Source organism: Sporosarcina sp. OR05 (assembly GCF_041414805.1).
Taxonomy (GTDB): Bacteria; Bacillota; Bacilli; order Bacillales_A; family Planococcaceae; genus Sporosarcina; species Sporosarcina saromensis.
Map to the genome: position 1 here is coordinate 118,613 of NZ_JANKJL010000007.1, position 15,465 is coordinate 134,077.

13 protein-coding genes are annotated in these 15,465 nt (G+C 43.5%); 4 read left to right on the forward strand and 9 right to left on the reverse strand.

Annotation, left to right across the window (positions count from 1 at the left end):
• Positions 1-58: 58 nt before the first annotated feature.
• The 3 genes from NRI27_RS11960 to NRI27_RS11970 all read right to left on the reverse strand — a co-directional run bounded on the left by NRI27_RS11960 (position 59) and on the right by NRI27_RS11970 (position 4,945).
• A complete protein-coding gene (locus NRI27_RS11960; RefSeq protein WP_371390876.1) occupies positions 59-2,227 on the reverse strand; it encodes a DNA topoisomerase III in 2,169 nt (722 codons plus the stop codon).
• Between the two features lie 146 nt (positions 2,228-2,373).
• Positions 2,374-2,937, reverse strand: a complete 564-nt coding sequence (locus NRI27_RS11965) for an NADPH-dependent FMN reductase (protein ID WP_371390877.1) — start codon at positions 2,935-2,937, stop codon at positions 2,374-2,376.
• A gap of 64 nt (positions 2,938-3,001) precedes the next feature.
• Positions 3,002-4,945, reverse strand: a complete 1,944-nt coding sequence (locus tag NRI27_RS11970) for a cation:proton antiporter (RefSeq protein ID WP_371390878.1) — start codon at positions 4,943-4,945, stop codon at positions 3,002-3,004.
• A gap of 135 nt (positions 4,946-5,080) precedes the next feature.
• Here NRI27_RS11970 and NRI27_RS11975 point away from each other — a divergent pair, with 135 nt between their 5' ends.
• Both NRI27_RS11975 and NRI27_RS11980 read left to right on the forward strand, forming a co-directional pair.
• Positions 5,081-6,136, forward strand: coding sequence for a PseG/SpsG family protein (locus tag NRI27_RS11975; RefSeq protein ID WP_371390879.1), 1,056 nt, complete (start codon positions 5,081-5,083; stop codon positions 6,134-6,136).
• A gap of 24 nt (positions 6,137-6,160) precedes the next feature.
• Positions 6,161-6,349, forward strand: a complete 189-nt coding sequence (locus tag NRI27_RS11980) for an SE1832 family protein (RefSeq protein ID WP_317944648.1) — start codon at positions 6,161-6,163, stop codon at positions 6,347-6,349.
• A 199-nt stretch (positions 6,350-6,548) separates the two neighbouring features.
• Here the strand turns inward: NRI27_RS11980 and NRI27_RS11985 are convergent, their stop codons facing one another.
• From NRI27_RS11985 to NRI27_RS11995, 3 genes are all read right to left on the reverse strand, one after another.
• Positions 6,549-8,000: a phospholipase D-like domain-containing protein gene (locus tag NRI27_RS11985; protein ID WP_371390881.1), complete on the reverse strand. Its 1,452-nt coding sequence runs from the start codon at positions 7,998-8,000 to the stop codon at positions 6,549-6,551.
• Between the two features lie 570 nt (positions 8,001-8,570).
• Positions 8,571-9,116: an RNA polymerase sigma factor gene (locus NRI27_RS11990; RefSeq protein WP_317944651.1), complete on the reverse strand. Its 546-nt coding sequence runs from the start codon at positions 9,114-9,116 to the stop codon at positions 8,571-8,573.
• Positions 9,117-9,430: 314 nt separating this feature from the next.
• Positions 9,431-10,666 (reverse strand): hemolysin family protein, encoded by a 1,236-nt coding sequence (locus NRI27_RS11995; RefSeq protein WP_317944652.1) that lies wholly within the window; start codon positions 10,664-10,666, stop codon positions 9,431-9,433.
• A gap of 166 nt (positions 10,667-10,832) precedes the next feature.
• On the opposite strand from NRI27_RS11995, the gene NRI27_RS12000 reads away from it, so the two are divergent.
• Positions 10,833-12,230: a dipeptidase gene (locus tag NRI27_RS12000; RefSeq protein ID WP_371390882.1), complete on the forward strand. Its 1,398-nt coding sequence runs from the start codon at positions 10,833-10,835 to the stop codon at positions 12,228-12,230.
• A gap of 72 nt (positions 12,231-12,302) precedes the next feature.
• Here the strand turns inward: NRI27_RS12000 and NRI27_RS12005 are convergent, their stop codons facing one another.
• Positions 12,303-12,908: a nitroreductase family protein gene (locus NRI27_RS12005; RefSeq protein ID WP_317944655.1), complete on the reverse strand. Its 606-nt coding sequence runs from the start codon at positions 12,906-12,908 to the stop codon at positions 12,303-12,305.
• A 178-nt stretch (positions 12,909-13,086) separates the two neighbouring features.
• Between NRI27_RS12005 and NRI27_RS12010 the strand changes: the two genes are divergently transcribed.
• The gene (locus tag NRI27_RS12010) at positions 13,087-13,929 is read left to right on the forward strand and encodes a DegV family protein (protein ID WP_371390883.1); all 843 of its coding nucleotides are present in this window, start codon (positions 13,087-13,089) and stop codon (positions 13,927-13,929) included.
• Between the two features lie 37 nt (positions 13,930-13,966).
• Here the strand turns inward: NRI27_RS12010 and NRI27_RS12015 are convergent, their stop codons facing one another.
• Both NRI27_RS12015 and NRI27_RS12020 read right to left on the reverse strand, forming a co-directional pair.
• A complete protein-coding gene (locus tag NRI27_RS12015; protein ID WP_371390884.1) occupies positions 13,967-14,458 on the reverse strand; it encodes an amidase domain-containing protein in 492 nt (163 codons plus the stop codon).
• A gap of 103 nt (positions 14,459-14,561) precedes the next feature.
• On the reverse strand, positions 14,562-15,317 hold the full coding sequence (locus tag NRI27_RS12020; protein ID WP_317944661.1) for an SDR family NAD(P)-dependent oxidoreductase: 756 nt from the start codon (positions 15,315-15,317) through the stop codon (positions 14,562-14,564).
• Positions 15,318-15,465 lie beyond the last annotated feature (148 nt).

The window sequence follows — 15,465 nt, forward strand, 5'->3', positions numbered from 1 at the left end:
GCTAAAATCGAAGCGTAAAGTAGGTAATCATGACTGTCAATGGCAGCAAATGCCGCATTTATTCCTTCTCAAATAGTTTTTTCAGCGCATCCGCCATCGCATTATTCGTCGGTTCTTCCTGCTTTTTCATGAACTTCTGTACATCACGTTTGTCCGCTTTCTTACCGCCGGATTGGTTTCTCCGCTTTTCAAAAGCCGACAATTTTTCACGGTGTCCACATTTGCAGACGAAAATACGTCCGTCTCCTTCTCCACGCAACTCCAGTTTCTTTTTACAATTCGGGCAACGTGCATTCGTCAACTGAGAAACATTCCGTCTGTGTCCGCACTCTCGATCTTGACAGACAAGCATTTTACCTCGTTTTCCATTCACTTCTAGTAAAGGTTTGCCGCAATCCGGGCACATCTTCCCTGTCACATTATCATGACGGAATTTTTTCTCATCCGTTTTGATTTCGTGGACTGTTTTCTTTGAAAATGCAATCATCTCTTTCATGAAGACCGCTTTTTTCATTTTCCCATTCGCAATTTTTGTTAAGCTTTGTTCCCATTCAGCTGTTAAAGCAGGGGATTTCAAGTCTTCTGGAACAAGTTCCAACAACTGCCTTCCTTTAGAAGTCGTATAAATATCGTTTCCTTTTTTCTCAATGACAAACGAACTGAACAACTTCTCAATTATGTCCGCTCGTGTCGCAACGGTTCCGAGGCCACCTGTTTCACCAAGGGTTTTAATCAAGTCTTTGGATTCTCCTGCCATGAATTGCGCAGGGTTTTCCATCGCTGCAAGCAACGTTCCTTCATTGAAACGGGCTGGTGGTTTCGTTTGGCCATTCGTCATGACCACAGCACGGATTTTCATTTCCTCCCCTACTTTGAAAGCAGGCAAGCGATCCGTATCTTCTTCCTCGTCATCTGTGGAGTAAACCGTCTTCCATCCTTCATCCGTCACCGTTCTTCCTTTGGCTTTGAACGTCTCTCCGCCAACTTCCAGCTCAACCGTCACTTGGTCGTAACGGAACGGGCCGAAAAATACGGCAAGGAAACGTTTCACAATTAAATCATACAACCGCTGTTCCTTGTCGGATAAGTTTTGAAGTACCGGCGTTTCCTCCGTCGGAATGATGGCGTGGTGATCCGATACACGCTTGTCGTCAATGACGCCTTTTTGCGGCTTCACACTGTTCGAACGCAGCAACACATTGACCGCTTTCCGGTACGCGCCAACATCCACCGCTTTAATACGCTCTTTTAACGTTCCTGCCATATCGGTCGTCAAATGTTTGGAGTCTGTTCGAGGATATGTCACCGCTTTATGCCGTTCATACAAACCTTGTAATGTCGATAATGTTTCTTTTGCCGACCAAGACCATCTGCGGTGTGCTTCTTTTTGCAATTCCGTCAAATCGAATAATGGCGGTGCGGGCTGTTGCTTCGGCGTCGTCTTTACGTCCTTCACCTTTCCGACATGCACTCCATCCAATTGACTCAATAACTTTTCAACTAGTTCTTTATTGAAAGATTGTGTCTGTCCTGTACGGTCTGCCCATGTGAACTTCGTCGTTTCCGTTAATGCTTGCATGCCATAATAAGACTTCGGTTTGAACTCTCGGATTTGTCTTTCACGTTCCGCAATCATGCTTAACGTCGGGGTTTGTACACGTCCTGTCGATAACTGTGCATTGTATTTCACCGTTAACGCACGCGTCGCATTAATGCCGACGACCCAATCCGCTTCTGCTCGAGCAACTGCTGCTTCATACAAGTTTTCATACGCACGACCATCTTTTAAATTGTTGAAGCCGTCTTTAATCGCTTTATCGGTTACGGATGAAATCCAAAGACGTTTCACCGGTTTGCGATTTTTAGCCATTTCTAAAATCCATCGTGCGACTAACTCGCCTTCCCGCCCGGCATCCGTTGCGATGATGACATTTGACACGTCATTGCGGCGTAATTGTGCTTTCACTGCATTAAATTGCTTTGTCGTCTGGCGAATCGGTGTTAATTTGAACGGTTCCGGTATGATTGGCAACAATTCCAATTTCCACTCTTTATATTCATTACCGTATCCTTCAGGATCTGCATGCGTGACGAGATGCCCGAGTGCCCACGTTACAATATAGTTAGAACCTTCCAGAAATCCATTTCCTTTTTTATTACACCCGAGCACCCTTGCAATGTCGCGAGCGACTGAGGGTTTTTCGGCTAATACAACTGATTTGGACATAAAAAAATCCCCTTTCTACATACATCGATTATACGGGAGTTCGGTCATTGTTGCATGCTAGATGACCAACTCCTCTACTTGCTTTACTACGTTTAATAGAAAAAACCTGCCGTTTCCTGTTGAAAGGTCGGCAGGTCTCCTATTGCTTATTTTTCATCCAACATGTCGTTGGATAAGCCTTTACTCATTTCCGTATACTTCTCAAACACCCTTACCAATTCGCGTAAACGGTTGTGTACATCTTCATCGATTATCCGATTGTCTTGATCGAAATGTCCGGCATGTGTGTATACGTAATTCGGCGTCACGAGGCAGCGGAAGTAATCTAAAATTGGCTTCAACTGATTTTCGACGACTAGATGATGCTGATACGTTCCACCATTTGCAACAATGGACACTGGTTTGTAGCGCATCGCATGTGGGTGTAGCATATCAAAAGCGTTTTTTAATACGCCTGGAATGGATCCTTGGAAGATCGGCGTGGCAATGATATATCCATCCGCTTCTTCAAATTTCTTTATGAGTCGTTGCATATCTGCATTATATTGCGCTGACGGACGTCCATCTACGAATTGATGCTCATAATCCGCAAAATTCATCCGCTCAACTTCTATTGCACTGCCACTTTCTTTCACATACGTTTCGACCGTATCGAGCACTGCGCCCGTTTTGTTGCCGATAATGGTCCCGTCCACAAACAAAACTTTCAATGGTCATCCTCCTCAAAGCTGTTTCTCCATTTCCAATCGTACCATAACACTATGAGCAATACTGTTACAGCGCTCCTTTGGATTGGATCGTTGAAATTGGAGCAGCTCCAGGAATTTCAGGTTTGGATTGGGTCGGTTCCTCGGTGAACAGTTCTTCTAGTTTTTCATAAGGAACTTCACGATCTCCGTTTTCACCTTCCAAACGTTCTTTCACACGTTCAATCGTTTTCGCCGGAGAAGTCAATGCAACAATTGCATCGCCTGCGGACGCTTGCAATTCCACTTTTGGTGTAAAGAATTCAATCGATCCGTCTGCTCGTAAAATGTATAACAAAATCGCTTTGTCATCACGTTCACGCAAATACTGTGTATAGCTATATTGCTTCGTCAATAACGTTTTTCGAATGACATGCCCCGTATGCATCCGTTCTTCCAAATCATAAATGGATATCGCAGGACTAAATAATGCCTGCCCGCCTGTAATCGTAAAGAATTCCTCGTCCTTACTTACTTGGAAGGCTGTTTGGAATAAATGATCACGCCCAAGATCCGGAGCAAAATCTGCACATACATGCGCGTTATATACATCCGTCTTTGTCATCGCCAACATGTATCGGTATGGCGTCAAGTCAATGTGGTATTCAATCTGTTCTGATAAAATATCGCCAACATAACTATTGATGCCACTCTTTCTTGCATCCGCCAATGCCGCCCACGACTGATCGATGAGCAGCACTTCATTACCCGTATCCTTTATGGACTGTGCAAGCTTTGCTGCAAATCGGCTTCCCCCGACAATCGCCACACCTGATTCATCTGTCGTTGTCAAATTCAGTTTTTTAGCAACGAATCCAATTGAGAAACCGTGAAGGACAACGGTCGATAACACTAATGCAAAGGTCAGTGCCGTGAGTAGTTCCGCATCCTCATAGCCATTTTCTAATAAAATCGTTGCAAAATAGCCTGAAACCGTCAAGGCGACAATTCCTCTTGGCGCAATCCAACCAATCAACAATTTCTCACGTGTCGTCAAATCCGTGCCAATCGTCGAAAGCCATATCGACAACGGCCGTACAATAAAGATCATTGCGGCAACATAAATGAGGATGGAAGGGTTGAAAACTTCTATTAACACTTTTGGATTCAGAGAAGCCGTCAACATGACAAAAATGCCTGATATGAGTAGGACTGAAATATTTTCTTTGAAATGACGCACGTCGTTTAGAGTCGTCAAGCGCATATTCGCCATTTTCATCCCCATGGCAGTAACGGCTAATAACCCGGTTTCATGCATGATTTCATCTGAGAAAACAAAGGTGAACAATACAACAACAAACAGAATCGGCGCTTTTAAATATTCGGGAATGCTCCCACGCTCAAATGCATTTCCGATAACCAACGCGACAATCCATCCAAGAAAGACGGCAAAAGCGGAAGCTGCAAAAAACAGCATCAACGCGTTAAACGTCACTTCACTATTAATGAACTTAATAAATTCGAAAGCAAATACTGCTAGCAACGCACCAAATGGGTCGACGACAATCCCTTCCCACTTTAAGATCGCTGCCACACGCGGCTTCAACTTCGCCTGTCTCAACAACGGCAAAATAACTGTCGGTCCAGTAACGATGAACAATCCACCGATAATGAACGCCACTTCCCAAGACAGACCTGCTAAATAATGGGCCGCCAAAGAGCCTGCAATCCACGCAATGAACGCTCCGATGGTAACAATTCGCCCAACTGGTTTGCTGAACCCTCTAATTTCACGGACATCCAAGTTTAAACTACCTTCAAAAAGAATGATTGCAACCGCGAATGTAATAATCGGCCCAAACAAATCCCCCATACTTTGTTGGGGATTAATCCAACCAAAAATCGGTCCGACAATTAGCCCAGCTACCGCCATAACAACGATGGCCGGCATCCGGTATTTCCATGCAACCCATTGGGAAAGCATCCCTATAAGAATGACAAACATGAGATCGAACAATAAAGAATCAAACATGGAAATACCCCATTTCCCTCTAGATTAGATGTTAGTTTACCACATTTCCATTCCCTTTCCACGCATTTGGACATAACTTGTTTGAACGAATCATAGGGTTAAGAGAAGCTTCATTGATTCATAGGAATAGAAAGGGTGATTCCAATCGAAAATTCAAAAAAGAAAGTGGTCGCATTTCATATTACGTGGACGGATGGAAAAGGTTCGTACCCTGCGAGAAGGGCAGCTGTACTTGCCGAATCGATCTCTCAACAAGCAGATGTGTTATTCATTGTCGGAGAAAACTCCCCTGCCCCACCCGAAGAATGTAAAGCCATTCAAATTGGCAAAAATACGAATCTGTTACAAACGTTGCACCTCCTCAAACCAGACTTACTCATCCGTGATTCAGGTTCAACAGTCGCAGAGGAAGTTGAAAAAATACGGGAAATTGTCCCTTCCATTTTACACTTCGACGACTTTGGAGATGGTGGTTTACAAGCCGATTTCGTCTTACAAACGTTATTGGAAGATGCGAATGATGGCTATGCCGATCATTACATCGTAGATCGCCAACTGTTCATAGCGGATCCCGCACTCCGAACTTATGAAAAGTCCGGATTGACCAAGCCTAAGCCCGGCCCGCTACCCCACCTCGTCATTTCATTCGGCGAGGAAGACGAAGGCAACTTGTCTTACCGTGCACTGCGCCATGTTTCACAACTTCATATCCCGCTAAAAGTGACACTTGTGATTGGAGAGCGTTATGCACACGACATTAGTACGCTCAAGATGATGGCACTCGGAAGAAGAAATACGTTTGTCCAACAGGCACCTTATCATCTACCGGATATCTTTTCAACCGCTGACATCATTTTATGTGGCTCCGGTTATACACCTTATGAAATCGCAGTTATGGGCATCCCTTGCATCGTCCTTTCCCAAAATGATTTTGAGCTAGGACTCGCATTTCCGAAAGAGCATCATGGCTTTTCTCACTTAGGGCTTGGTCGAAAAGTAAAACAATCCAATTTGCTAAACGCAATTATGGAGCCTTTATTGCACGAATCCTTGCGGAAACGTTCAATTGATCGACAGCTTGCGCTCAATTTAGGGAATGGCAAAGACAAAGTGTTGGAAACCATTTTGTATTTACTTGAATACCCGAAACGCGGTGCGAGCGGAAAAGCATTGACGGATATGCTACACTGAAGGAAAACAGTGGAGGATTTCCTCATGAATAAAAGACAACTGGAAGCAGCAATTGCAGAACTGAAAATGGAGTATACGAACCTTCAAGGGGATATTGAAAAACTGGAATCTACCGGAAACGCGGACTCCGTCCATAAAGCTGAAGCCCGCCTTGCCACGATGGAAGAACGTCTCGCAGAACTGAACAAACAGCTCGCCACTGTAGCAGAATAACGGTATTCTCAAGCTTACGTAGAATGAAATAGAGAGGCCGACTAAACGTAACCGGATTTTTGATGAATTGAGTACATGCAAAAATTAATTCGTCCAAGTAATCGGTATCTCGTATTCCAACATAAACGAAAGCGTGAAGCAACGGACATTTACCCGAGCTTCACGCTTTTTGTTTGTTAAAGTTTTCCCTGCAAAACACTCAATATGTCGTCAGTTTTAACATTTCCTGCAACTGATAAATGCCACGTTGTAAAAATGTAAATTCACTTTGATATTCTTCAAGATCTAACGTATATAGCGCGTCTTCATTTTTCCATAACCGGTCAAAGTATTGCTCAATGTCACCTACAAGTTCACTGTCATTCGGTGCAATGATCCGCAAATTTGCTTCTAAGTTGTAATTGTTCAACGTCCTTCCAGTCAAATTGGCAGATCCATTTGTAATATACGTATCCTGCGCTGTCCGTACGGTTACAAGTTTCGTATGGTATTGACCAATAACGGTATTGTACCAACGCACGTCAATTTTCCCGTCTGTTTCGTCCATCATTTTCTGCACAACGGGACGATTTGGAAGTCCGGATTTTTCATTGCCAAATGAGTTTTCATTCGGATCTAAAATCATTTCAACTTTCACGCCTCGGTTCGCTGCATCCTCAACCGCCTCAACGACTTCCGGCATGGCAATGAAAAACATGCCCATTCGAATTGTATCTCCTTCTTGCGCTGTCGCAATATCTCCTACTAACGCTTGAAGAATCTTCTTTTCCGTCAAATATTGAACTGCATATTCCCCGTCAGCTGGCGCTTTCACCTCAACACGCGGCAAAGATCCGCCATTTGTATATTTCACAACCGCCTCTTCTGCTTCAAGAATGTCATTAATAATTGGACCGGACACCTTCATCGCTACATTCCCATGGAAACCACTTGCGTTATGCGGGTTACTCGACGTGACCAATGCTTCCTTGTCCGTCACAATTGTTTTCCGGTGATTCGCTTTCACATTCATTAACACCATGTAAGAATGCAACGTCATTTTAGGCGCTTCACTCGCCATCGCGTTATCAATCCATCCTTTTGTCTCAAAATCGACCCACTTAAAAATCGTCCGATACAAACCGGAATAGATTGGCGTGGAATCACGCAATGGATCCAACTTCGTATAGACGACTTCGATTCCTGCATCTTCTAATGCATCAAACCATTTTGACTCGTAAGACCCATACCCCGTGTTCAACGGATCAGTAATATAAATGATGTCCATGTCAGGATGGGCTTCCTTCTTTTCCACCAATTTCGCCGTTAACGTCTGAGCAATTTTAGGAAAGTCAACATCTTCATCCGAATAATGATCCATTAGAAAAAAGTCTAACACGATGAATGACTCCGCCTCTTCAATCATCTTATAAATTTCGTCGAAAATCGTCAGCTCATGCACCATGCCGTCACCCTCTTTGTTTTGAGCAAACGTCAGGTCCGTAAACATCTCCACATCATCTGTCCAGTGGATATCACCCTGATAGTTAAGCCCTTTCGGCAACGGCTTATATGTATGCCAACTGATGACGCCGACATAGACGAATAAAAACAACAAAACACCCATTAACACAAACCACTTCGGCCGTACCCACTTCCGTCTCTTCTTCATATTCATCAACCTCGTTTTCTACTCCACTCATACCCAACAATCAGGAGTTAGCAAACTAGCAATATAAAGAAAGTACAACCCAAATTAGTCAAAAGCATTGCTGCGCGACTACAACCCCCTCAACAAAATCCACCCGCGGTACAAATCAACTCGGCCAATCAAACGATTTCCGCATAAGTCGGGTAAACACCGCATAAATCCTTCAAACACGGCATAAAATCGACAAACAAAGCATACTTCTCTCAAACGCGGCATACATAGGCTAAAACGACGCATTCCGCTTATCTACCAACCCTCTATTTGTCAAAAACATTGCTGCGCGACTACAACCCCCTCAACAAATTCCGCCCGCGGTACTAATCAACTCTAGCCAATTAAACGATTTCCGCATAAGTCGGGTAAACGCCGCATAAATCCTTCAAACACAGCATAAAACGGACAAACAACGCATACTTCTACTAAACGCGGCATAAATAGGCTAAAACGCCGCATAACTCCCGCAAACGCCGCATTCCTTTAAAAAAAATTGCCCAAAAAGAAAAAGCATCGGCATGAAGCCGACACTTTTCGTTACGCAATAACATATTCCCGCACGGAAGAATCATCCATCATTAAATCTTTCAAATACTTTTTCGCGCGGAATAAGCGTGATTTCACGGTTCCAATCGACACTTTCATCATTTCTGCAATCTCAATCAACGAGTATTGATGGACGTAAAAATACTCAATCGTCGTCCGATAAATCCCGTCTAACTCGCCAATCTTTTGTTGCACCATGCGTTGAATGTCACTTTGCTCAATCATTTCGACAGGCGTCGGATTATCGCTGGGAACCAAATCGAGAATCGGAACGTCCAATGTATCAGGTTGGTTCATAACGTGCTTACTTCTTCGCACATCTTTACGGTAACGATCGCGGAATGTATTCATACAAATCGTTGTCAACCAAGCTTTCATACGATCAACACTGTCCATCTTTCCACTGTAACGGACAACTTTCACCCACACATCTTGCATGAGATCTTCCGCTTCTTCTTTATTACGTGTCAATTTTAAACATAAGTGATATATATAGCGGCCGTATTGTTCATACAGCTCTGTTAAATCCATTTTCATCAGTAACGCCCTCCGTTTTGTAACTGTTACCCTTATTATCAGCAAAAGCCCCCTTACAATCTATCGCTTTCCCTTTCACTTAACTTACAAAAATGTAAGTAATGAAAAGCGGAGAGTGGCGTTCAGCTGCGACAGGCGATGGAGGAAATGAACGAAAGGCGCTCTTTGCCTTTTGCTTCATTTCCGAAGCGACCCGAGCAGCTGCCACTCGGAGCTAGACAATGAAAAGCGGAGGACGCTTGTTAGCAAGAAAAAAAACAAAAACAAAAAAATCCCGCAAACTCGGCTTTCACCGAATTCACAGGATTCATCTATTATTCTTCGTCTGTTCGTTTCGTAATCTTCATCTTTACAATACGACTGCGATCCATTTCCATGATTTCAAAAAACAGATTTTCGAATGTAAAGCGCTCCCCCGGTTCAGGTACGTGACCGAGTTCCTGCATGACAAATCCGCCAATTGTTTCATGGTCTGACGGTAATTCTACATCGAACATTTCAATGACATCCACGATTTCCAGTCGACCGTGACAAACAAGTACAGATTCGTCTTTTTCATAGACAAGCACCTCTTCGTCAAAGTCTGTTTCATCCTCGATATCCTGACCAATCATTTCTTCAATGATGTCTTCATGCGTCACAATACCAAGCGTGCCGCCGTATTCATCCAAAACAATTGCCATATGCTTCTTTTTTGCTAACATCAACTTGAACACTTTCTCAACACTAGCCGTTTGAACAACAAACAACGGCTCGTTATCCATCAACTCGGACAACTTCTTTTCTGGATGGATTGACCATTCAATGAGCATTTTAGAATAAAACACGCCGACAATCCGGTCAATGCTTTCCTCGTAAATCGGATAACGGGTATAAAAGTGTTCGAGAATGGTGTCTCGCACTTCTTCGTACGTCGAGTCAATTGGCAAACCAATGACATCTGTACGGTGCGTTTCCATAACGTCTGATACATCTTTTTCAGGAAAATCAAGCACGCCTTTTAACCGTTGCGACTCTTCCTGTTCAAATGTTCCCTCTGTCGAAGCAATATCTACCATGGAACGAAGCTCTTCCTTCGTCAATGTCGCTTCCGTCACAGTCCCTTTTGAGATAATGCGGATAAACACATTTGTAAACATCGCAAGTAACGCCGTTAACGGAATAAGTATTTTTACAAGGATTGTAATGACTGGAGCTACTATGTACGCGACCCGGTCTGCAAATGTTGCTGCTATTGTTTTCGGCAAGACTTCACCAAAGATAATGAGGACGACGGTTAATATCCCCGTCAACACACCGACTTTTAAATTCTTATCAATTGCGATCATCGTAACAATTGTCGGCATCATAATATTGGCAATATTATTCCCAATTAGAATCGCCGTAATCATACGATCTGGTTTCGCGATGAGGTTTCTTACGGTAATTGCTTTGCGGTCACCTTGCTCGGCACGAAGTTGTACCTTCATTCGGTTGACTGCAGTGAGTGCCGTTTCACTTCCTGACAGGAAGAACGACATGAATAAAAAGAACCCTAGTGCTATAAACAAAAGTAATTCCTCCAGGATTTTCTAGTCTTCAACAGCTTGTTCTTTTAGTAACTTTTACATATCATAACATACTTATCCGTCACTCGTCCGTTAGAATCACTCGAATCCTTTTCTACATGCTATACTGTTTCTATTCACGAAATAATAATTGAAATGAGGGATTAGAGTGGATCAATACCAACAACTTGATACGTACTTCACATCTAAGAGGGATGAGCATTTGCAACAACTAACAGATTTCCTTCGCATTCCTAGCATTAGTGCACTGTCTGAACACAAAGCAGACATGCAAAAAGCAGCTGAATGGTTACAGCATTCATTCGAACAAGCAGGCTTGGAAAACACTTCAATCGACGCAACTGATGGTCATCCAGTAGTGTACGGTGATTGGCTTCATGCGGAAGGCAAACCGACAATTCTCTTCTACGGACATTATGATGTCCAGCCGGTTGACCCGTTGCATCTTTGGGAAAGCGGTCCTTTTGACCCCGAAATCCGCGACAATAAATTATATGCACGTGGAGCGAGCGATGATAAAGGCCAAGTGTTCATGCATATTAAAGCAGTTGAAGCGTTAATGCATGAAAACGGTAGCTTGCCAGTGAATATTAAATTCATTATTGAAGGTGAAGAAGAAGTCGGTAGTCCGAACCTCGAAAAATATATTGAAGAAAACAAAGAGAAATTGGTTGCGGACATCATCGTTATTTCTGATACAGGCATGTACGGTCCTGGCAAACCTGCAATTTGCTACGGGTTACGCGGTTTAGCCGGTGTACAGATTGATGTTAAAGGTGCAAAGGGCGACTTGCATTCAGGGCTTTACGGTGGTGGTGTGCAAAATCCGATTCACGCTATTTCTGAAATACTCGCGTCTTTCCATGACAAAGAAGGCACGATTGCAGTCGATGGCTTTTACGAGGATGTACGGCCGTTAGCGGATGAAGAACGTGCAGCGTATCAAGCTCTTAATTTCGACGAAGAGGCACTTAAGCAAGAAATTGGCGTGGAAGCATTATTCGGAGAAAAAGGCTATTCGTATTTAGAGCAAACGTGGACTCGCCCTACACTTGAAGTAAATGGCGTATTTGGTGGATTTGCAGGCGAAGGCATTAAGACGGTTTTACCATCTGAAGCGGGGGCAAAAATCACATGCCGGCTCGTTCCTGACCAAGATCCTGAAGATATCGTAAGAAAACTAAGAGCCCATATCGAAGCACATAAGCCTGCAGGCGTAACCGTAACGGTAAGTGAATTCGATAAAGGAAAGCCCTTCATCACACCATTCGACCATCCTGCAATTCAAGCAGCAGGCAAGTCTTACGAAAAAGTGTACAACGTCCCAACTGCATTCACACGCATGGGTGGCTCGATTCCAATCGTTGCTGCATTTGACGAAATTCTTAACTTGCCTGTCGTGCTCATGGGCTTCGGACTTGCAAGCGAGAACTTCCATGCACCAAACGAGCACTTCCATTTAGAGAACTTCGATAAAGGACTTCGTGTGATTGGGGATTACTATTGCGAGCTCGCACAATTCTCAAAAGACGCGTTAACAAAATAAGTTTTTTCTTGAATTAACTAAAGCCGCGTGCCAGCAAGTGAATTGCAACTTGTCTGCACGCGGCTTTTACACTTATTGTTCGACTTCAACGCTAGTCTCTTCATCTTCCATTCCATAATAGGTAACGATTTCTTCTAGTGGTGTACGTGTGCGGGGTTTAGGAATTTCATCAAAATACCCGAATTGCAACATGCTCATGATCCGTTCCCCCGGCTTTACACCGAGCTCTTCGCGGAATTTCGGGTTGTCCAAGAAAGGTGGTGTTTTCCAGCACGTACCGATTCCTTGATCCCACGCAAGAAGCATTGCGTTTTGAACAAGTGCGCTTGCTGCCGCAAAATCTTCAAGACGCTCTTTTTGACGCGCATCTTCTTGAACGATGACGAAAACGACCGCTCCGGCTGCGCTAAACTTCTTCATCTGTTTTTCTAAGTCCTCATCCGAAAGCTCTTTCCACTTTGGCACTCCGTATTCTTTCAGCACATCTAACACTTTGGCATATTGTTTATTCGCAGCGACGATGAAGCGCCACGGGTTGCGCAATCCATGAGTCGGTGCCCAAATTGCATTCTCTAAAATACTTGTTATATTTTCGAGATCAACCGGCTGACCGTTAAAGTTTTTAATCGAACGACGGTTAACAATTGCATCCCTAATCGACAATGCTTGTTCATTCATAATAAGAACTCTCCTTTAAAACATACTATTCACCATTATACATGATTTGAAGTTTCGTGGAAATGTAAGGGACGATTAGGATTTTCTCTACCAAAATGCCCAAATACTATTTCATGAAATTACTTTCTGTAGTATAGTAATGAAAGAAGTGAAAGTTTCGAAAAGGATGGCTGACGTAATGACAAAAAAACCATTAGCATGGATAACTGACAGCACTGCATTTATACCAGAAGAATTGAAGCAACACCCTGATTTTTATGTAATCCCGTTAAATATACATTTCGGGGAAAAGCAATTTATCGATGGAGTTGACCTTACTTCTGCAGAGTTATACGAGCAAATAAAAAACGCAACAGAGTTCCCGAAAACCTCTCAACCTTCAGCTGGAGAATTCGCGGAAAAGTTTAAGGAAATCGCGGAAAACTATGAACAGGCAATAGCCGTGCATTTATCGAGCGAATTGAGCGGAACATTGGCTTCATCTATCGCAGGGGCAGGAATTGCAGATTTTCCGATAACATTTGTCGATTCTCTTTCCCTCTCTTACGGTATTACTGGATTGTTGGAGAAAGGAATGGAGTTATACGAAGACGGCGCTTCTGTCGAAGACATTAAAGCACAACTCGACAAGATGGCAGGAACATTGAATAACTACATCCTCATGGGACAACTCGAGCAATTGTACAAAGGCGGACGCATGAATGGCGTACAGTTCTTCCTCGGAAGTTTGCTTAAAGTCAAACCGGTCATTCAAATTACGTCTGAAGGGAAACTAGAAGCAACTGACAAAGTCCGTTCCGAAAAGAAAGCGCTTCAATATTTAGTCGATAAAGTGATCGAAGCGCATCCTTCCGGCCAAGGAAAAATTTATCTCATGCAAGGAAATGTATTAGAACAAGCAAACCAGTTAAAACAAATGATTCAAGAAAAAGCGCCTCAACTCGAAGTCGTTATCGGGGATGTCAGTTCCACGCTCGCAGTACATGCAGGAGAAGGAACGCTTGCGGTATTGTGGTATTAAAATAAGACGGATGCCTGTTGAGGTATCCGTCTTTTCATTATGAAAACTGGTCGTTTATTTTAAAGAAAACGTACTTGGCATTTGGGGAGTATGCATAGGAGTCTTTGTAGTCCCATGTCCGATGAAACGCGTCATACGTATGTGCATTGACGAGTGGAACATTCCCCATTTTCGCCGTCACAATCGTTGTATGATCAAAACGACCGTCTCCTTGGAAATCGTAGCAAATGACATCTCCAAGATCCAACTCCTCCGCCGAACTGACTTGTTTAGCTGTTAACCCTTTTTTGGAGCCTGCTAAATACCAACGCATCGAATGAGCGACCGCCCAACTGAAACTCCAATTTCTGTTCCCACGTTGTAACCACCAGCCACGCTCTCGATTTGGCTGCCCGTACATCGGAGCACCTCCAGCGAGTAAACATTGCGAAATATAATTCGTACAATCCACATCGAACGACGGAAATGCCGGATTGCGACCATTCCACCATTCATCCGCATACCGAACCGCAGCCTCTCGATTGTACATATGCCTACCACCCCCTACTAACAGCGTATGAACATACATGTGAGCCCATGCAAAAAAAGACCCGTTTGCACGGATCTTCTTCTTGCACAGGCTGAGCGACAGCTTATCGCAACATGATTGACCCACCGTCAACCATGATCGTTTGTCCTGTAATGTATTGGGAGTCTTCGGATGCTAAGAATACTGCGACACGACCGATGTCTTGTTCAATATCACCGAAACGACCCAATGGAATTTTACTTCGTACCGCTTCGTAATACTCAGGCTGCGCTTTCGCCCAAGCTTCAACGCCTGGTGTGTTTGCAATCGGGCTAATAATGTTGACGTTAATGCCAAATCTGCCCCACTCATTTGCCGCTACGCGAGACAAGCCACGGATCGCTTCTTTCGCAGCCGCGTAAACACCTTGTGTCTCATGTCCTGCAAGGCCTGCTCCTGACGCGAAATTGATGATATTCCCTTTTGTTTCTTTTAAGTATGGAAGTGCCGCTTGCATCAAGTAGAACGTCGGATAGAATCCTGTACCGAATGATAAGTCAAGGTCTGCTTGCGTTGCATCTTCAATCGTCATTTGCTTAGATGCATGCGCATTATTCACTAACACATCCAACTTACCGTATTGATCAATCACTTTCTCAACAATTTTACCTAAGTTTTGGTGATCCATTAAATTTGCTTGAATGAATGTGGACTTTGGAGAAATCGTTTGTAATTCAGCGACCGTCTTTTCACCGGCTTCTTCATTCAAATCGACAATCGCAATTATTGCGCCTTCTTTCGCCATTGCTGTTGCCATGCCGCTACCAATCCCACCAGCTCCGCCGGTAATGATAACAACTTTTTCTTCTAATTTACCCATTGTTCCATCTCCTTTTCAAACTGCTGTAGTTATTTTAACATTAAAAAGCATGACTTGTACATTACTCTAACTTGTAGTATGAAGTATGTGCTAGCTAATTTATTCATTACAAAAGCGTTTGTTCGAGTTCGTATAGAAAGGAGATTAG